General features: G+C 33.6%; 22 protein-coding genes and 4 pseudogenes. 2 read left to right on the top strand and 24 right to left on the bottom strand.

The window, feature by feature from the left end; genetic code table 11:
• Window positions 1-41: 41 nt before the first annotated feature.
• The 7 genes and pseudogenes from BTOYO_RS18120 to BTOYO_RS18090 form a co-directional block, all read right to left on the bottom strand.
• Window positions 42-1,076 (bottom strand): hypothetical protein, encoded by a 1,035-nt coding sequence (locus BTOYO_RS18120; RefSeq protein ID WP_001154400.1) that lies wholly within the window; start codon window positions 1,074-1,076, stop codon window positions 42-44.
• Window positions 1,077-1,286: 210 nt separating this feature from the next.
• Entirely contained in the window at window positions 1,287-2,231 is a 945-nt protein-coding gene (locus BTOYO_RS18115) for a helix-turn-helix transcriptional regulator (RefSeq protein ID WP_002156268.1), read from the bottom strand.
• Window positions 2,232-2,321: 90 nt separating this feature from the next.
• A pseudogene (locus BTOYO_RS18110) lies at window positions 2,322-2,737 on the bottom strand (hypothetical protein).
• A gap of 69 nt (window positions 2,738-2,806) precedes the next feature.
• On the bottom strand, window positions 2,807-4,657 hold the full coding sequence (locus BTOYO_RS18105; protein WP_000386138.1) for a PDDEXK-like family protein: 1,851 nt from the start codon (window positions 4,655-4,657) through the stop codon (window positions 2,807-2,809).
• Window positions 4,658-4,794: 137 nt separating this feature from the next.
• Window positions 4,795-5,763, bottom strand: coding sequence for a tripartite tricarboxylate transporter substrate binding protein (locus tag BTOYO_RS18100; RefSeq protein WP_000746638.1), 969 nt, complete (start codon window positions 5,761-5,763; stop codon window positions 4,795-4,797).
• Entirely contained in the window at window positions 5,760-6,437 is a 678-nt protein-coding gene (locus BTOYO_RS18095) for a response regulator (protein ID WP_000921506.1), read from the bottom strand. The genes BTOYO_RS18100 and BTOYO_RS18095 overlap by 4 nt, the downstream gene beginning before the upstream one ends.
• Before the next feature lie 19 nt (window positions 6,438-6,456).
• The gene (locus tag BTOYO_RS18090; protein WP_000749567.1) at window positions 6,457-8,046 is read right to left on the bottom strand and encodes an ATP-binding protein; all 1,590 of its coding nucleotides are present in this window, start codon (window positions 8,044-8,046) and stop codon (window positions 6,457-6,459) included.
• A gap of 225 nt (window positions 8,047-8,271) precedes the next feature.
• Between BTOYO_RS18090 and BTOYO_RS18085 the strand changes: the two genes are divergently transcribed.
• Together BTOYO_RS18085 and BTOYO_RS27410 are read left to right on the top strand one after the other, a co-directional pair.
• Entirely contained in the window at window positions 8,272-9,594 is a 1,323-nt protein-coding gene (locus BTOYO_RS18085; protein ID WP_000079862.1) for an MFS transporter, read from the top strand.
• 84 nt (window positions 9,595-9,678) lie between these two features.
• Window positions 9,679-9,821: pseudogene (locus BTOYO_RS27410) on the top strand (tyrosine-type recombinase/integrase); the annotation flags it as partial.
• Window positions 9,822-9,973: 152 nt separating this feature from the next.
• On the opposite strand, the gene BTOYO_RS18080 reads toward BTOYO_RS27410, so the two are convergent.
• From BTOYO_RS18080 to BTOYO_RS18015, 17 genes and pseudogenes are all read right to left on the bottom strand, one after another.
• On the bottom strand, window positions 9,974-10,444 hold the full coding sequence (locus BTOYO_RS18080) for an SMI1/KNR4 family protein (RefSeq protein ID WP_000694781.1): 471 nt from the start codon (window positions 10,442-10,444) through the stop codon (window positions 9,974-9,976).
• A 295-nt stretch (window positions 10,445-10,739) separates the two neighbouring features.
• Window positions 10,740-10,970: pseudogene (locus tag BTOYO_RS28000) on the bottom strand (hypothetical protein); the annotation flags it as partial.
• A gap of 113 nt (window positions 10,971-11,083) precedes the next feature.
• Complete coding sequence (locus tag BTOYO_RS18075; protein ID WP_000877045.1) at window positions 11,084-11,425, bottom strand: type II toxin-antitoxin system toxin; 342 nt, start codon at window positions 11,423-11,425, stop codon at window positions 11,084-11,086.
• A gap of 33 nt (window positions 11,426-11,458) precedes the next feature.
• Complete coding sequence (locus BTOYO_RS18070) at window positions 11,459-13,096, bottom strand: ribonuclease (RefSeq protein WP_000056139.1); 1,638 nt, start codon at window positions 13,094-13,096, stop codon at window positions 11,459-11,461.
• A complete protein-coding gene (locus BTOYO_RS18065; RefSeq protein ID WP_000076124.1) occupies window positions 13,093-13,455 on the bottom strand; it encodes a DUF3958 family protein in 363 nt (120 codons plus the stop codon). Before BTOYO_RS18065 ends, BTOYO_RS18070 begins: the two co-directional genes overlap by 4 nt.
• A gap of 41 nt (window positions 13,456-13,496) precedes the next feature.
• Window positions 13,497-13,772, bottom strand: coding sequence for a TIGR04197 family type VII secretion effector (locus tag BTOYO_RS18060; protein ID WP_000529651.1), 276 nt, complete (start codon window positions 13,770-13,772; stop codon window positions 13,497-13,499).
• 174 nt (window positions 13,773-13,946) lie between these two features.
• On the bottom strand, window positions 13,947-14,243 hold the full coding sequence (locus BTOYO_RS18055; RefSeq protein ID WP_000918591.1) for a WXG100 family type VII secretion target: 297 nt from the start codon (window positions 14,241-14,243) through the stop codon (window positions 13,947-13,949).
• Between the two features lie 385 nt (window positions 14,244-14,628).
• Window positions 14,629-14,796 (bottom strand): hypothetical protein, encoded by a 168-nt coding sequence (locus tag BTOYO_RS27750; RefSeq protein ID WP_000490950.1) that lies wholly within the window; start codon window positions 14,794-14,796, stop codon window positions 14,629-14,631.
• Between the two features lie 151 nt (window positions 14,797-14,947).
• Window positions 14,948-15,349 carry a hypothetical protein gene (locus BTOYO_RS18050; protein WP_000238713.1) on the bottom strand — a complete coding sequence of 134 codons (402 nt, stop codon included), beginning with the start codon at window positions 15,347-15,349 and terminating at the stop codon, window positions 14,948-14,950.
• A 117-nt stretch (window positions 15,350-15,466) separates the two neighbouring features.
• Entirely contained in the window at window positions 15,467-15,658 is a 192-nt protein-coding gene (locus BTOYO_RS18045) for a DUF4176 domain-containing protein (RefSeq protein ID WP_170959438.1), read from the bottom strand.
• A gap of 37 nt (window positions 15,659-15,695) precedes the next feature.
• On the bottom strand, window positions 15,696-15,914 hold the full coding sequence (locus tag BTOYO_RS27995; protein WP_000856864.1) for a hypothetical protein: 219 nt from the start codon (window positions 15,912-15,914) through the stop codon (window positions 15,696-15,698).
• Window position 15,915: 1 nt separating this feature from the next.
• A complete protein-coding gene (locus tag BTOYO_RS18035; RefSeq protein WP_000188068.1) occupies window positions 15,916-16,254 on the bottom strand; it encodes a hypothetical protein in 339 nt (112 codons plus the stop codon).
• 36 nt (window positions 16,255-16,290) lie between these two features.
• Window positions 16,291-16,446 (bottom strand): hypothetical protein, encoded by a 156-nt coding sequence (locus BTOYO_RS27745; RefSeq protein WP_000412691.1) that lies wholly within the window; start codon window positions 16,444-16,446, stop codon window positions 16,291-16,293.
• A complete protein-coding gene (locus tag BTOYO_RS18030) occupies window positions 16,447-17,118 on the bottom strand; it encodes a hypothetical protein (RefSeq protein WP_000748155.1) in 672 nt (223 codons plus the stop codon).
• Window positions 17,119-17,646: 528 nt separating this feature from the next.
• Window positions 17,647-17,828 (bottom strand): annotated as a pseudogene (locus BTOYO_RS26620) (ornithine cyclodeaminase family protein); the annotation flags it as partial.
• A gap of 36 nt (window positions 17,829-17,864) precedes the next feature.
• Window positions 17,865-18,128: a DUF4176 domain-containing protein gene (locus BTOYO_RS18020; protein WP_001160635.1), complete on the bottom strand. Its 264-nt coding sequence runs from the start codon at window positions 18,126-18,128 to the stop codon at window positions 17,865-17,867.
• 129 nt (window positions 18,129-18,257) lie between these two features.
• Window positions 18,258-18,926, bottom strand: coding sequence for a hypothetical protein (locus tag BTOYO_RS18015; protein WP_000742403.1), 669 nt, complete (start codon window positions 18,924-18,926; stop codon window positions 18,258-18,260).

Genomic DNA, 18,926 nt, shown 5'->3' with positions numbered 1-18,926 from the left:
AAAGAAAAATCATACAATATGATGTATGATTTTCTGCTCTATTATTTAAAATACTTCTGATAATCCTTTTCATTTTTAAATTCAATCGGCCTAACATCCATTCGGAATTTTCCATTCTCGTACAATAGTGGTGAAGCTTCTGAATGGTCTTTTGAGTAACTTTCTACATGTGAAATTTTCATCTCATTTGAATTGGTGAAATCAATATGAGCAATATAATCATCTACAATACTTTTTATCAATCTATCCATTGCAATAAAATCTGTATTTCCCTCAGGTTTATGATAAGCAATATAATCATCCACAATACTTTTTATCAACCTATCCATTGCAATAAATACTGTTAAAAAAAGAAATACTAAATAATCGTTAAATTGATTGGGAGTATCTATTCCCATCAAAATTTTAAAATCATTATAGCCTTTTCCAAGCGCTATCATCATTAATAAAAAATAACTAAGGATTCTTCTCATATTTTGTGAGACTAAATCACGATCGGTAAAATAAATAAAAGTTATTAAAGAAACTGGCAATATAATAATTACTATATAATAAATTTGATATGGCATATGTTCAAAATTAATTGCACCAACGAACAAAACATATATTATTGTGATATGAATCATTAAACTAAGTGTTGTTTTCCCAAATAGGATGTCCAATCTATTTATTAAATAATTCTCTTTATTAATCTTTGCTACTATTTTTTTGATAATACTGTTAAAAGTACCTAACTCTTTTTCTACGTCCAACTTAATCCGACTAATTATTACAATAAATATTGGATAAACACATACTACACTTAACATTGACCATTTCATTTTTTCTATATCCGCCCCAATAATAACCTGGAAAGCAAAATAGATTAGTGCCATTGTCACTATGATAACCAACACTTCAAACACCAGCAAAACATGTTTAATTATTCGCTTTGACTTCCTCATTAATCTTTTTGCGCTTATTTCCCCAATTTTCTCTAAACACGGAAGGATCACTTTATTTATAAGAAAGTAAGATATCACCCCTCCTAATACAATTAAAAATAAATAAAACAAAAATAACTTCACATCCTGCATAATCCTACTCTCCTTTTCTTAATATAATCATTAATACATCTCCATATTAACAACATATCCGGTAATTATAACGTCACATAATTACAAAATTTCTTATTAATGGATTTTTTCTTATACAAAAACTCCAATCACCTAAAGTTATCACTAGGTAATTGGAGTTCTATAAAATCTATTAATATTTTTAAAAATTTTTCTTAAACATATTTCAGTTTACTTTTCGTATAACTTTAACAATTTTCTTCCTTCTTTAATCATGTCATCCCTGAAACTATCAGGCTTTATTACTTCTACAGCCGCCCCCATTCCCAAAATCCATTTCTTAATTGACTCTTTCCCGCTCATCGTTGCACGGAAGAGGATACTCCCATCATCATTATGTTCTATCTTTTGATTCTCTCCCCAGATAGACTCTGGCACAGATACAGCAAAAGGTGGATAGATGAGCAACTCTACTTCTAATGGTTCTTTCATAAGTCCGAATTTCGGAAATTCTTCTCGAATATCGAAATTATCGGGTATTTTATATGTATCATACAAAATTCTAATATCTTTCATTCGAGATAGTTTAAACATACGTTTTTCCTTTTTATCATTACACATAGCTAAGCAATAAAAGAATTCGTTGTAGTGTACAAAGCCGTACGGATCAATAATTCGTTCTGATCTTTCACCAAATCGTTTTTCATATTGAATTTTCACCTTACGCCTTGTAAATAACGCTTCTTGTAGTTGTACATATTTTTGATTTTCATTAGAAAACTCATAATTTGGCTTAGATCTTTGAACAAAATAAATATGACGATCTTTATTCGTTTCAACTTTCCGAACTGCATTCAATTTATCTAACGCTACTTGTGCGTCCTTTGAATAAATATCATTACCTTTTGAAACTAGTTTTTGAATAGAGAATGTTAACGCATCCATCTCTTGCTGAGACATATTTTTAATAGGAAATAACGATGTATTTGAAAGAGAATAACCACCGTCCCTTCCTTTAGTTGTATCAATTTTAATACCAGCCATTTCAATATCATCACGATAAATGCGGACCATCCGCTCTTTTACTTCTAATAACTCCGCTAATTCACTAATCTTCATCTTGCCTCTCGCGTGCAGGAGCTCAATCATGTACAGACAATTACTTAATTTACTCATATAATTCCTCGTTTCTATTCATCCATCCTCATTTAAGTATAAAAGAATAGAACTATCTTTTAAATTATTTCTATAATTACTTCTAAAAAATCAATATATTACCCCAAAATGCACACTAGCACACCCCTGACATACACCATCCCTATCAAGTTGTTCTGGCAAAGTCTTTGTATCACAAAACTGACACTGCTGATACCGCCTTTTTCTAAAATCAGCCACGATAATAATACTCTCTTTAATCTCTACCGCTTTCTCACTGTCACTTAATTCCTCTAGATGTTCCCATAATAATATATGATGTGTAACCGTGTCATATCTGGTACGACAGGACTATTCCATACCAATCTATGAAACCCTATTTCTAATCCCATCTCTCCGGCACGAATAAACATGTTCGGATCAAAATCCAGCCCTCGAACTGCGAACTCGACGTTTATTTCTTTCAACTCGCAGACTTTCAATTGTTTTAATATAAATTGTTGTAACTGTGTTTTTGCTAATTTCATTAATGAGCCACCTCCTTTATTACATTAAAAGAATTGCGAAGTACATCCCTCTGCACTTCGCAATTCTTTTTAAATATGAACTTCCTCTTTAGCGATATCTGTTAACATTTGAATAACATTTTGACAGTCCGTATCATTAAATAACTCGTTCATAGCCTGTATAACAATGTCTTCATCCGACCAATTACTTATATTACTTGTATTTGTGTAAATTCTTGTATACGACGCTTCTGGCCTTTTCGCTGCCGCGCTTATTTTTCTCCCTTTACTTTCAATCCTTGTTAATAGCGCTAATCTCTTTTGTGATTCTAGTGGTCCAATTTCTAGCGTCAGTTTTAATCTATTATCCTTCAAACGTTCAAACCACATAATTGCACAGTTATTTAACCACCAATTCCATTTCGGTGTTCCAAATTGTTCTTCTAGTTTGCGAAACTCCGGCATAATAAATGATGGTAATCGGTGATGAATATTATAAAAACCTTCTTGGCACTTTTGTTCATGGGCGAATAATTGAAAAGCATTTGCTAAAGTATCCGCGTCTGTTTGACTACTCTCTACCGCAACAATTTCAGAAGAAGAATCTTCTTCTCCGTATACAAGCCCTTTTATAGTATCGCCTATAGCCGCCACCACTTGATTAAAATCAGCATTGTTATACATATCATTCATCACACGGAGAATTTCATCTTGATCTGCCCAATCACTTATATTTTCATATCCAGCATAAATTCTTGTATACATGGATCCAGCTTCTTTTGATTTTTCTTTAATAGTAATTCCATTTTCCTCTAACTTGTATAATAACCTTAATCTCTGCTTGTATTCCAATGGCCCAACTTCAACAATAAGCTTCATACGCCCATCTACTTTTCTTTCGAACCAAGTTATAAGAGCATTATTTAGCCACCACTCATGATTTGGAACTCCAACAATCTCATCAAGTTGTTTCCATTCTTCGAAAATGAAAGATGGAATGCGAATGTGTTCATGGTAACAATCTTCTGGTATTTGATTTTTCTCTACAAATTGTAAAAATGCTTCTCTCATGACGCTATTTCCAGCTCCATGTATAAAGTGGAGCGTTTCAGCATACTTCTTATAAATTTTGCGAAGATCTTCTTTTTCTTCAGCACTCAATTTCTTTACAGCCCTTAACAACTCTTTATTAACAAACTTTCCAACTACTTTTCCGTTACCATTTAAGCATAGAAAATCAACAGCGGCCTTATGGCTCTTATACACTGTTAACGCTAGTTCAATGTCTTCTTCATCACGAACAAGTTCTCCCTCTAATATATCAATATAGTAGGAAAGGAAATCTTTTATCGTACTAGACGTATACTCACTATAAATCTCCAATTGCCCTTTTAGGATATTTAATATATCCCCATAATCTAAAGTAAGATACGATTTATGACTTGGAGCGCTACCATCTAAACTTAAAAAAATTGGAATGATCGTATACCCTTCATATTTCTCGCTAACAAAATTTATGTAATTTTGTAATTGGCCATCCGATTCCAATGACTTATATTTATTTTCAATCAGAATAGCAACCTTTTGTGCCTCTGATATTGCCAAAATATCAATTCGTTTATTATTTTTCGCTTGTACTTCGCGAAACACTTCTAAATCTTGAAGAGACTGCTTATGTAACTTAATAAAATTATATTGACCAATTAACTCCTCATTCTCCGCTTTTACAAACGTTCTAGAAAGGACCTTATTTACAAACATAGAACCTAAGTGATGATTTTCCATAGGATCAAGTAACCAAGCAATCATATTAGAATGTCTAATCTCAAACTTATCTACCTTCAATATTTTAAAAGGGTTAAAACGATTAAACTTACTATGTAGCTTCTCGAACTCCATTGAATTATCTAAAAGTGATAAAATCTCAAAATTATAATCCATTCCCCACACCCGCCGTTTATAAATTTGTGAATCAATACTCTTTAATAATCATTTTAATAAGTCGTTATAAATTAATCATAACTCATAATGTGGCATTATTTATGTCACATATCCTATTTCTTACAAATAAACATGCATTAATTACTAAACTCAACCATCCCCCCATACCAACCATAACTCTCCTCCAAAAAGATTTTACTCTCCCCACTATCCTTATAATAAGAATTCCAACCCCGCTCCCTCAAAATCCCCTTCCAACTATCACTCTCCACCATCCTCTTAATCACACCATCCCAATAAGCAACCTCTTCCTCTGTCATATCTTTCGGGCCCATAATCCCTTTCCAGTGCTGGAAGATGACGTTGATTCCTTGTTCTTTCCAAGTTGGGATTTCTGGTAGTCGGTCTAGCCGTTTTGGTGCGGATACGACCAATATTTTTATTTTGCCGGCTTTGTATTGTTTTTCGGCTTCGGATAGGGTCATGGTTGCGGCGCCTATTTGTTTGTTCGTTAGGGCGTTTATGATTTTTTCTTTGTTTTCGTAGACGAAGAATTGTAGTTCGGCAGGGTTTATGCCGAATGCTTTGCTTACTTGTACGAAGGATAGGTGATCGTCGTTTCCTAAGCCGGGGGCAACGCCGATTTTGAAGTTTTTCTTGTCTTGTTTTAGTTGTTCCATTAATTCGTTTGCGTTGTCTATGTTTGAGTCTTTTGATACAACAACAACTTCCCAGTCCGATGCGAGTGTTGCGAGCGGGGTGAAGTCTTTATATGTTAGTTTACTGTGGCCTAGTAGGTTGTTCGTTATGAGTAAGCTGGAGTTAATCGCTAGTATATGACCGCCTTTTTGTTTCGTATATTTCCATCCGACATCACCGCTTCCTCCTACTTTGTTTGTGACTGTGATTGGTTTTGTGAAGATTTTTTCTTCTGTCAGCGTTTTTTGCATCGCTCGCGCTGTTAAATCCCATCCTGCTCCTTGAACGTTCGGCGCAACGATTTCTACTTTGTCGATGTTCACTGTATTCGTATGGGATTTTTCCGAGGAACAACCAGCTATTACTCCTGTCATAATCCATATACATAGTAATAATCGTTTTTTCATAGTCCTCGTCCTATTCGATACTTTCGTTCTGGTCTTCCGATAATGCCATATGTGTATTCTACTGTGCATTCATTTGTCGCTACTAAATATTCTAAATATCTTCTTGCGGTTGTTCTGGAAGCTCCCATTTGTTCTCCCATTTCTTCTATTGTAATTCCCTCTTCGAATCCTTTTATAATTCCTTTCACTTTTTGCAGTGTTAACGGATCAACACCAGTCGGTAAGTTTTTCATATCTTGTATTTGCGAAGTGCCGAAGAAGTTATCGATGAGTGCTTGATTTACTTCATTGTTACTATGTAATAATTGCTTCTTTCTTTTATAGTCTTCAATTGTGCGAATGAATTTTTCTAACGTGACCGGTTTTATAAGGTAGTTGCTTACGCCGTTTCGAATTGCCTTTTCTAGCATATAGTTTTCATTCGCCGCCGTTACCATAATGACGTCAACGTTTGGAAAGTCAGCATGAATTTGTGGTAATAAGTCGGTTCCAATTCCATCTGGTAAGTAATTATCTAATAGAAGCAAATCGATTTCTTCCTTTTGTAGTAGTTCTATCGTTTCTTTCGCGTTCAATGCTTTTCCAATCACTTTTACGTCCTTTATTTTTAATAAAAACTCCTCTTGAATTTGCGCGACGCGGAAATCATCTTCTGCAATTGCAACCTTCAACATATGCCCATCCCCCTGTTTGTTATGTACTTTCTCTCAATGTTTTCGGAAGGTAAATTGTAAAAATAGCTCCCCCATTTTTCTCGTTTTGAATTTCAATTGTTCCTTCTAGTAGATCTACCATTTCTTTCACGTTTGCTAGTCCGTAACCGCGATCATTTCCTTTCGTTGAAAATCCTTTTTGAAAAATGGTCGTGATTTTTTCTGCTGGTACTCCTATCCCGCTATCTATTACTTCAAACACAATATCGTGCCCAATATCCGTAACAAAGAAGGAAACATTCCTTTCCTCTCGTTCATTCACCGCATCAAATGCATTGTCGATTATGTTTCCAAGTATCGTAATAAGGTGCGAAACTTTTATATGGTCTGGTAACGGATGAAGCGCACTATCTCCTTCAATATGAAAATCAATTTTCTTTTCAGACGCTGTTCCGATTTTTCCTAATAAAATAGCTTGTACTTTCGCATCGTGAATTTGATGAAATAAAATATGATTTTGGCTTTGATGAATAGTAGATTCTTGTTGGATAAATTCAATCGCTTCTTTGTAATGCCCTAACTGCAATAAGCCAGATAAGACGAACAGCTTATTTGTAAATTCATGCGTTTGAGCACGCAAGTCCTCTGAATACTTTCTTACCTCAGATATTGTGTTCACAAGGTTTTGCAGTTCTGTTTTATCTCTAAAACTACATACAACTCCTACCGTACTGTTATTTTCGATTATCGGCGTCATGTTTAAAATAAACACTTTATCTTGAAATGCGATTTCTTGATCGGTTTCTAGCACTCTTTCCATATTAAAATCAGGTAAAACTTTTGAAATGTGCTGCTGCATATAATCATCATTTACCTGAAGCATTTCTTCTGCCGAGGTGTTCATCATCGTAATAAAACCGTTTTGATCAATGGCGATGATTCCTTCTTTTATAGATAGTAGTATCGCACTTCGTTCCCGGTATAACGCTGCGATTTCATTGGGCTCTAAACCGAGTGTATCTTTACGAATGCTACGCGCTAAAAGAATGCCACCAACAATTCCGGCTAATAATACCGCTAAGGAAAAGAGGATAATTTCTTTCGTTCTGCTCAATATGTTAGATTCAATACCTTGTATTAAAAACTCTACTGTCACAACGCCTACAACTTGATCGTAGTCTCCGTTATGAACAATAATAGGTGCCTTCGCCATTAAAGCAGGACCGCTTACACCATTTCCTTCAAGCGTATAGTACCCTCCAAAAGTGAGTGCTTCATAGTTATATGGATTGTTACTCTTTGTCCCAATCAATTCCGAATTAGAATGGGAATACATAAACCCATAACGATCTTCCACAATTACATAATCTGCACCAGCTTGCTCACGAACTTGTTCCGCAATAGATTGAATGGTACTTTTATGGTCGTTATATTGAAAGGCCTCTTTTATAGCTGGCATAAAAGAAAGTGACTTCGCCGTTTGCAGTGCTAGTTGCTCCACTTGGCGCTTCGTATCAACGGACTGAATGTACACAAATATTCCCGCTAATAGGAGAACGACAAATAAAATTAACGTAATAATTAAGCATACTATTTTCGTTTGTAACGACACTTTTTGTGATTTTTTCATACTCCATATCCTTTGATAAAATATTCAAAACTATCAATCTCCTTTTTCTATTATTATGACAAAACTGAAAATGAAGCAACTATTAAAAATATCCATGTTCATAAAGTACAAAAAGAATAAAATTGTCATAATATTGAGATTTCAGTTAAAAAACAGTACAATTCAACTACAATGAACACGCTTTCATAATTATCATTTTATTTATAAGCAAGAGGAGGAATTAGTATGGCTCAAGTAAAATCAAACCGAGTCGCCGGCAATATTTTCAAAGGTTCAGTCGGTAATTTAATTGAATGGTACGACTGGTACGTTTACTCTGCTTTCGCTGTTTATTTTTCAGCAGAGTTCTTTCCTAAAGGAGATCCAACGAGTCAGTTACTGAACACAGCAGCTATTTTCGCAGTTGGATTTTTAATGCGCCCTATCGGAAGTTTATTAATGGGACGATATGCAGATCGGCACGGACGCCGGGCAGCATTAACGCTTTCGATTACGGTTATGGCGGGTGGTTCTTTAATTATCGCCTGTACACCTAGTTACGAAAGCATTGGGATTATGGCACCGATCATCTTAGTTCTTGCCCGTTTACTGCAAGGATTATCACTCGGCGGAGAGTATGGGACTTCCGCAACGTATTTATCTGAAATGGCTAGTAGTGGCCGCCGCGGTTTTTATTCAAGTTTCCAATATGTAACGCTCGTTGCTGGACAGATGGTTGCGTTAGGCGTTCAAATTGTTCTTCAGCAATTACTAAGCGAACCAGATATGAAAGCTTGGGGATGGCGTATTCCATTCATTATTGGAGCGATGGGCGCAGTAGCTGTATTATGGCTTCGCCGCACGATGGATGAATCGGAGCAGTTCTCAAACATAAAATCGCAAAAACGCGAAAGCGCAGGAACCATTAGCGCTCTTATGAAACATCCGAAAGCAGTATTAACAGTAGTCGGTCTAACACTAGGAGGCACTGTTGCATTTTATACGTACACAACATATTTACAAAAGTTCATGGTAAACACAGTCGGCCTTCCGAAAGAAGTTGTAAGCTGGATTAACTTTGTCGCACTACTTATATTCGTCGTACTTCAACCGATTGCAGGACTACTATCCGATAAAATCGGACGCCGTCCACTATTAATGGCATTCGGTATTCTCGGAACATTACTAACAGCACCAATCTTCTTCTTTATGGAAAAAACGACAGAACCAATCGTAGCATTTTTACTCATGATGGTCGGTCTGATTATCGTTACTGGTTACACATCAATTAACGCAATTGTAAAAGCAGAACTCTTCCCAACAGAAATTCGCGCACTAGGCGTAGGTTTACCATATGCACTAACAGTTGCGATATTCGGCGGAACAGCTGAGTTCATCGCATTATGGCTAAAGAGTATCGGAATGGAATCATTATTCTACTTCTACGTAGCTGGATGTATCGCGATCAGCTTTATTACGTATTGGCGTATGGATGAGTCATCGAAGACTTCGCAGATTGAGGCGGAGCTTGGTGGTGGGGATACACTAGCTAATAATAAATCTAGTTAAAAGTATGTATTCTATGTTCTTCGTTTATCTGAACTCGATTTGCTTTATCTAAAAAAGCATAATTCATTAATATATAATTTAAAAACCTTCGGATATTGGTTCTATGAACAAAAGATGTGGCGATGTTGCAAGAAATCCTTAATCATCATACACCACAAATTACACTTAAATACATTGGTATTAATAAAGAAGAAAAGGATAATATCCTTGATACATTTCTCCTTTAATTTCTTTTAAAATATATATATCAACCTATTAAAAAGCAAATAAAAGAAGACTAAAAAGCAAATATTAGTCTTCTTTTTTAATTAAAATATTAAAACAAAAAACTTTAATACAAATTCAAACCCATAAATAAAATTTAATTACTTTTCTTACATTATTCTTTTAACATACTTAAAAACTCACTAAAATTATCTGCAACTTCACTAGTTACCGGATTCAACTCTTCTGATTCTTCATGATACCATACCACAACAGATGGTATTTCTTTTTCTCTAAAATCTAAACAAAGAAAATCACCTGCGAATAAAACAGCAAACGGAATAACATTTATCCCTGTTAAATCTTCATCATCCGTTAAACGAGTATCGATATCAGATAATACAACCTCTATATCATACCAACCATTTTCATCATCATCTTCTGGGTCCTCCAACAAACATAAGAAACGTTCAATTAAAAGTTCGTTTTTTTCATGTGAAAAAACATTAGTAATTGGAATAGAGCCATTATATTTTTTCAAAAAATCTATAAAATCATTTGGTAATTTTATCTCACAATATTCCTCAAATGATTCAATTAATTCATCATTTGGTGATTGAAGTTCACTACCATTTTTAATCTTCATTTTAGTTCCTCCATTTCTTTACCTACCTTTAGATCTATAAGACCAATGCCTTTCACTCCGTCCACCTGGTATTCTATCATCTAACCATTTAAATTGTTGTTTGTCACTTGCCAACCACATTTCCTCTGGTAACTCATCCGATTTAATAATTAAATCAGCTTTCTTAAAATCAGGATATTGTGTACCTAATTTCATAGGAACATCAGGTATTAAACCTTTCTCAATAGCAACCTACTTAATAATAGCTTTTGGGGGAGCTGTTAATTTTTCTCCATTTCCACGGACTATTAGAATTTACTACTGCATCATTATATTCTAATTCAAAATTGAGATATTTTCCTTCTACAACATCATCTAAAATCTTTATATATTCATCCACTTCATATAAATTTTCTATAAAATCAGATACAATAGCAATCTCTTCCTATAAACGAATTCTTAATCTACTAAATGGATCACACCAAAATTCATGTGAACTATCTCTCCACCCATCATTATATCTAAATACCTTTAGATTCTTTTGCAATGACTATTGCTGATAATTATTTAGGAAAAAAGACTTTAAAACCTGAGATAATGGAGAAATATGAAATAATAGATAGAGCTGACTTCTTATAGAAGTCAGCTCTATCTATTATTTCAATTTTTTCCTTTTTTAAATTCTTTTTGTTTATCTTGCCAAATATGAATTAAATCTACTAATTCAATCGTTTCTATCTCACAAAAATCTCCCTTACCATCTTCAGCCAAATTGTCTAGGACAGTAGTTGTATCTTTCCGAATTTCTAAACCACAAATGTTTCCATTTACTACTACGTAATTTTCTTTCCCATTTAAAACACTATGTATTTCTTCTAAAATCCAATCTCCAAACGCAGAAACTTCAACGCCTAAAAAAGTCTCCATAAGTTTAATTTCTTGAGGAAGCCTCATAACTAGTTTTCCATTGGTAAGTACTTCAAAGCTATATGGATATTTCATTACTATTGTACTCCTTTATACTAAAGATAAAATTTATTCCGCTGGGAAAGCAGAGATAATTTTCCCATTCCCATCTATATACATGCTAATCCTTATACCCTCTAAACCTATTCCAGAATATGTGTTACCAAATTCATACGTTCTATTATTATATGCTTCATTTATATTATCTACAATCTTTTGTGGGCTCCAATCTTTAGGGAAAAATGTAGAGAATCCTCTATTTCCAGTTTTAGGGATTCTATTCACTTCTACCCTAGCTTTATAAATGCCTTGATCATTTAATATCTCTTCTGTTCCGCTAATTATTTTTCCAGGTGTATTCTCCAATACTTCAGTATGATAACCCATTGCGTCACCACGCCAATTTATTTCACCCTCTAGGATATGTTTGAGTGTATTTGGTCTAAATTTTTCTGTATGTTGTAAATTAGATATAATTTCCCTATTAGAAAGTGAAGATCTATGATTTTCATTAACAAAATTACTCCCACCAGAATTACTTTCACCTCTAGCAAACTGATAGGTCGACAGCTTTTCTTCAGCTTTTTTAAAATCAGGCGTATCAAATCTAAATCGCAAACTATTTCCACCAGCAAGAGCAAAACGATCTCCCAATTGTAAATTACTTGTAATATGTGAAATAGCTTGCGGAATCTTATTTTTTGCTAGTTTGGTCACTTTACCCGCTTGCCCTAATTTACTTGCTTTACTTAATCCTTTATCACCAATAAGTCCTAATCCAACTTGTGTTAAAGCATAACTTCCCCACTTTGCCCGACTTTCTGCATCTCCATTTATTACATCATTAATAAATGAATCCGACAATGCATTATACATGGTACTAAGGGTATCAATAGGGTGCAAAGCAGCGTTCCCCATGTTTTCCCATGTTTCCCAATCTCCTAAAGCTTTTATTCCGTCTATTGTATCGCTAACTGCTTGTCCCGTACCATCTACAATACCGTCCCAAATTTTTTCACCAGTAGATTTTTCAGGTAGCTTACCACACATTTCACCTTCTTCAATTGAATCGGCAGCTTGTCGTGCCCTCTCTTCTGTAATCGCTTGAATTGAAGTTGTCCATTCCATATTCAACCCTTGTGTACTAAATGTACCACTTGCAGGACTAAAGCCTTTTCCACTTTGAACTTCCGCCAAACCCGTCGCAATACTAGCGGCTAGTTGGAGTACCGTATCATAATTACTACTAGAAGTATAATTAAATTCATATAGATGTTCTAATTTTTCTTGCAGTTTTTGCCTCATGACAGTAAAAAGATTTACCATAGCGTCCATACCTGGGATTGGCATAGTTTGATTGAGTGCTTCTGTACTTGCTATCATTCGGTCAATTTCCCGAATTTGTTCTAATATCTCTTGTTCAATTACATCAGTTGAAGCTACCTGTGACTGAAATTGACTTGGAAAAGCATTGTTTTGTCGGATTAGCTCTTCACATAAGCAAATGATTCCTTGCGCTAAAGGACGAAAGGTTTGTACAAAAAATGATTTTGCACTACTATATGTTTGCCCTTGTAAAACAGTATCAACTGCAAAAGTGTCAATCGACTGAATGGCTTGTTCCATACCTTGAATGGTAGCAGTACATACAGCATTCATGCTTTGAGTTTGGCTTTGTACTTCTCCTAAATACATATTTAAACTCATGCATTGACCTCCCTTGCTAATTGTTGTTGTTGATAGGAAAGGTCGTTTTCTAAATTACTAAGGTCTCGTCTTTCTTTAAGCAACGTTTCTTTTTTGTTTTCCAATTCAAATGTGACTTTTCTTTCAATATGTTGTGCATCTTGATATGTATTCATAAAAAACTGAGACATTTCTCTATCACCATGCCAAGTTCCTAAAATTCGATCAAACAAACGATGGCTTCGACCTCTCCATTCATAAAAATCTGCTTCCGCTTGCTCCTGAATGTGAATCGCGGATTGATTTCGGTCTTGTTCTTCAAATACACTTCGTAACTTTTGATTTACTTGATTAATTTGTTTTTCAATATCTTGACTCATCATATTCCTCCTACCATTTTACCTTTACGTAGGTTGTCACATTAGCGAAAAGTATTGTGAAGTTCGTTATCCATTTTCTCAAACTCTTGGGCTACTGAATGAATATTATCGACCGCTTGTTGAAAGGCAGTGGAAAATTGTTTCGTAAAATCTAACATTTGTTGATTCGCTTCTTGTGCTTTAGAGTTAACAGATAGTGTTGTACGCGTCGCCTTTGTTATAGAACGATTTGTTGCACTCTGGATTATATCCGAAGCTGTTCTCATCTGCGTAGCAATTTGTTGTGCCGTTTGAAAATTACTTTGAAATTGTCCCATCACTCAAATCCTTTCTCTAATTTTCAGAACATGTCAAAGAAATCCCAATAAACATCTGAAATTTCTCTATCAATATCGCTCTTTTTAAACGTGTGTCCAACACAATCAAATGAGCCATACAATATAAGCTGTATGGCTCATTTGAAATACTTGTTATATAGAGTATGACAATTTTTATTTCAAACCGAAATTACGTGATAATTCTTCATCATGAGAAGCAACAGCCTCTGCAGTTTTATTAAGCTGCATATTAATTTCTTGTAATAGCTGTGCGAAGTTTTGTACTTTTGGCTTTAATTGATTGAACTGTTGATCAAAACCTTCGAAAGCACGACCTTCCCATTCTCCTCTTAATTCATTTTGTAAGTTTTGTAGTTGACTTAAAATGTCCTCAATTTGATTTGCACCTTGTCCATATCGAGCTGCTTTCGATTTAAGCTCCTCTGGTGACATACGAATTTGTCCAGCCATTTTCATTTCCCCTTTAATACATAATGAGCAAAATATAGATTGGTTAATTTTACTAAATATATTATAAAGTATTATTCTGAACTTTTAAACGTTTTATCTTTCTATTGAATATTAAAATATTAATATTCTACTTTTTCTTGCTTCACAAGATTTTATGCAAAAAAGACCGCCAAAAGGCAGTCTCAAAACTTAATCCTATTCCCCATCCTTCCTCTATTTAAATGTAATTCTATATTCATGATGTTGCTTCTCTCTTTTCTTTTCCATAGTCTTTACTGACTATAGGAGAACCGCGATTATATACTTAATATTCAATACAAACTCTTTAAAAGGTTTCCTGTGTTCTACCCCAACCTTCAAATAAAGAATATATTTATGATTAAAACTAATTATATTTTTTTACCTTTAAAGGAATAGATATAAAATACAAATCTATAGCATAAATAGTAATCAAAATACCTTTACCTTCATCAGCAAACTTTGATTGATGAAACTGTTCTGAAACTTTTCTTTTTCCCCATTTTTTAGGAAACCATTGAAATCCGGAAAACATATAATTAATCTACCTTTTCATTAAAATTTTGCTAGTTTATTTCTTAACTCTAACTCTTCAACTGTTTCAAAACCTTAAAAAAATAAACTATCGATTTAATTATGATTAAAAAATACATTGTATTCTTTAGATGCTTTTTTCAATCAAAAAACTATTTTTCTTTTTTCCATGATATTCGAAATTTCCCACCATGTTCTTCCGTTTTAATTTTAACCTTATATGTATCATCCTTAGGCACTTTAATATTTTTTTCGCCTTCGCCACTATTAAACTCTAGTATTGTATTATCATTTGAATCCACAACATAAGCAATTATAGTTCCTTGTTTAGTTTTATCATCAAAAGAAAAAATCCAATTCTCACCTTTTTTAACTTTCCTATCTTGAGTTGCAGATCCAGTAAATTTTCTATAATCTCCAGATATACTACCTGATACACTATCTGAAGAACCATGAACTTTACCACCAACAATAGTTCCCTCTCTTGTAAAACAACCACTAAGAATTACTAAACACAAAACAAATAAAATTGTATTTTTAAAAATTTTTACCATCATTACCCCTTCTATTCCCAATAAAATTTTCACCATTAAACTTATAAAAATAACTATAATAAAAAATTATATCCATTAAGATATATATATTTTATTATAGTTATAAATTTCAAATTATTATTTCAAATCTTCACGCAACTTAATTTCATCCCCATTTATGTAACCAGTAAAAATAACTTCTGATATGTATTCATGGTTAAAAAACATATTATATTCAGTTGAAACATTTCCAATAGGATAATAACAAGCCACATAATCCCAAGTTTCCTTAGTTTTTGAATCTTCCTGTTTTCTACCATATATCATCAAAGGTTGCTCCCACGTTTTAAATTACTCCAGTCTTATATTAATCCCGTTTTTTTGTAAATTTATTATAAAATTTCTCTTGCGCCCACCGTCCGAATTTTAAAAAACATATTAAACCTACACCCAAAAGAATGAGAACGATAGTTCCTAACAATTTTTCCCACAAATTGTTGGATGGAGTAATCATTAATCCTATAATAGATACAGATATTACGACATAAACTAAAATATATAATGGTTTATACGATGGAGTTTTCATATCATTTTTTCTCCTCAGGTTTTTCAAATTTTAAACTACTTCCCACAGTAAAACCCTCTAAAGCAGGAACCGTTATACCAGTTTCTTTTCCAACGCTACCTTTCAAACCTATTGCGCCTAATCCCAAATCACCTTTAATTTCCAGGTCTACACCTCCAAAAATTGGAAACTGATCTGAAAAATGTAGCATACTTACTTCTACTTCATACTTAAGTGTAGAAGCTTCCGATCCTGCTTTTAAGGAGTAATCGTCAATACCCGCTATAACTTCTCCTGAAAAATTTTTTTGAGTAACTGTAACCTCTCTATCTTTTAATTGTATAATACCTAAAGGTGTCATTAAAGGAATTGTGGATTTAAATTTATATGAGTTATCTCAAATACCTGCTGCCCCTTTTACGCCAATAACTTTACTAACAAATACATCTTCTTTTAAACTCTTCCAATCATAGGGTATATTCACATCCAATTTCCCAGCTATAGCCTTTGTTGAAAGCTCATCACCATTAGAGAAGCTGCTCTTTTTTTCCATTTAAAAGCCTATACGTATTTTCCCTCCATCTTCTATATGCTTCCGTAAATAATAATACTTATGGAGTTCTATAATCATATAAAACAAAACAAACGAAATCACTGTGCATGCAGACATAAATACAATTGCCCCCATCTGTTGTGTTGCAATGCTAAGAATTATATTAGCAATTAACTGCCCCAATCCCGCTGCAATAGCTGCTACTTTTACACCACCAGATCCTTTCGACGACTTTGATTTTTTTCTTGGTTCCTGAAGTTTTTCAATATGATTTTTATAAAAATAATACAAAGCAAAACCATACAAACCAAATGAAAGAATAAAATAGATGGGAGTTTGTAATTGTAACACTTCATAAGCATATTTTTGAGTTATAACCAATAATCCGACTGAACATATGGCGCCATATACTCCTCGAAATAGAGTGTATTGTAACTGTCGTTTCCGAGGATTGATAGCAATCCATATCGCCCACAAATTTAAAAAAATAACTGGAGGAGTTACTATATATACATAGAGTAATTGAAAAGGATTCGCAAACGCAGGCAAAAGAACAAACACATCTGCCCCCAAAAGGACAAGACCAATTACGTGAACTCTTATTTCATTTACAGGATAAAGAGCCATATAATGTGCAAAAGCTTTCTTATTAAAATCTATACTTTTTTTCATATTAATTAAACCACCCCGCTACTGTTCCAATCGGTAAAAGTTTCATAGCTATTTATTCTACTTTTTCTTAAATTTATCCATAATATTATGAGCAACTATATTCCATAGTAAAGAAAGTACGGTAACAAAAAGTACAGCTAAAGAAAAATAAATCCTATCCTTCCATGTATCATGTACAATCATGCCCAGTATAATCATTATTAACGCACCAACACATATAACTATTTTTGAAAATTTTCGCATTCTATTATCTCGATTCCTTCTCAAATTTAAATGAAACTCCCCCGCCATAACCGTTAGGTGAAGTTGCGGAAACCCTGATTCTTCACCTGCGCGGAATCTATAAACATACCCGCCTATTATAATTTCACCTTTCATACATAATGAGCAAAATATATATTGGTTAATTTCACCAAACGCATTATAATATATTATTCCGAACTTTCAAACACTTTATCTTTCTATTGAATATTCTACTTTTACTTGCTTTACAAGATTTTATGCAAAAAAGACCACCAAAAGGCAGTCTCAAAACTCAATCCTATTCCCCATCCCGCACTCCACCGCTTTCTCATACAAATACTTCGCGACGATAATATCTACTACTGCCAAACCAAATGATTTGAAAATAGTAATCTCTTCATCATTTTCGTGTCCAGCTTTTCCCCGCTTATAATTTGTCCAAGTTCGGCGTGGAGATTGCTAGTTTTATCAGAATTTGAAGGTCACCTGTTTCTAAATCACATTCAATTAAGCAATCCTACAAATGCCTCTTCTTCCTCATCTATAAAACCTACAAATATAATTTCTTCAATATCCTCATGATTAAATACAAATGTATACTCAGGATTAATGTATCCTTCTGGATAAAAACAGCCAATATAGTCATACATCACAGGTTCTTTAACCATAAGTTTTTGTTTTCTTCCATAAATCACAATTTTCTTCGTCCCACCTTTTAATAGAACAATAGAACCATTTGGTAAAAACTTTTCTTTAGAAAATTGCATAATTCCCCATCCTTCCTTTATCTAAATATAATTCTATATTTATGATTTTGCTTCTCCCTTTTCTTTTCCGCAGTCTTTACTGGCTATAGGAGAACCGCGATTATATACTTAATATTCAATACAGACTCTTTAAAAGGTTTCATGTGTTCTACCCCCATCTTCTATATGCTTCCTTAAATAATAGTACCTATGGAGTTCCATAATGAAATGAAACAAAATAAACGAAAGCATGGAGTATACACACATTAATACAATTGCTACCATCTTTTGTGTTGCAAAACCAAGACTGATATTAGCAACGAGTTGACCCAATCCTATAAAAGCCACTACTCCGAAACCCGAGTTTTTTTTCGATGATTTTGATTTTTTGATTGGTTCCTGAAGTTTTTTAATATGATTTTTATAATAATAATTCAAAGCAAAAATATACAAACCAACCGAAAAAATAAAATAGATGGGAGTTTGTAATCCTAACATTCCATATGCAAACTTTTGGGTTATAACTAATAAACCTACTGAACATACGATGCCAAATACCCCACGAAATAGAGTGTATTGTAATTGCCGCTTCCTAGGATTTATAACAATCCATATTGCCCATAAATTTAAAAAAGCAACTGGTGGAACTATTATGTACATATATATCGGTTGAACAGGACTCGCAAAAGCAGGTAAAAGCACAAATATATCTGCTATCCCAATCACAAGAGTAATTATAGTCGATCTTATATCATTTACAGCATAAAGAGCCATATAATATTCAAAAACTTTTTTATTAAAATCTGTATTTTTTTTCAT

Source organism: Bacillus toyonensis BCT-7112 (assembly GCF_000496285.1).
In the GTDB taxonomy this organism is placed as follows: Bacteria; Bacillota; Bacilli; order Bacillales; family Bacillaceae_G; genus Bacillus_A; species Bacillus_A toyonensis.
This window is presented reverse-complemented; position numbering and strand designations above follow the sequence as displayed.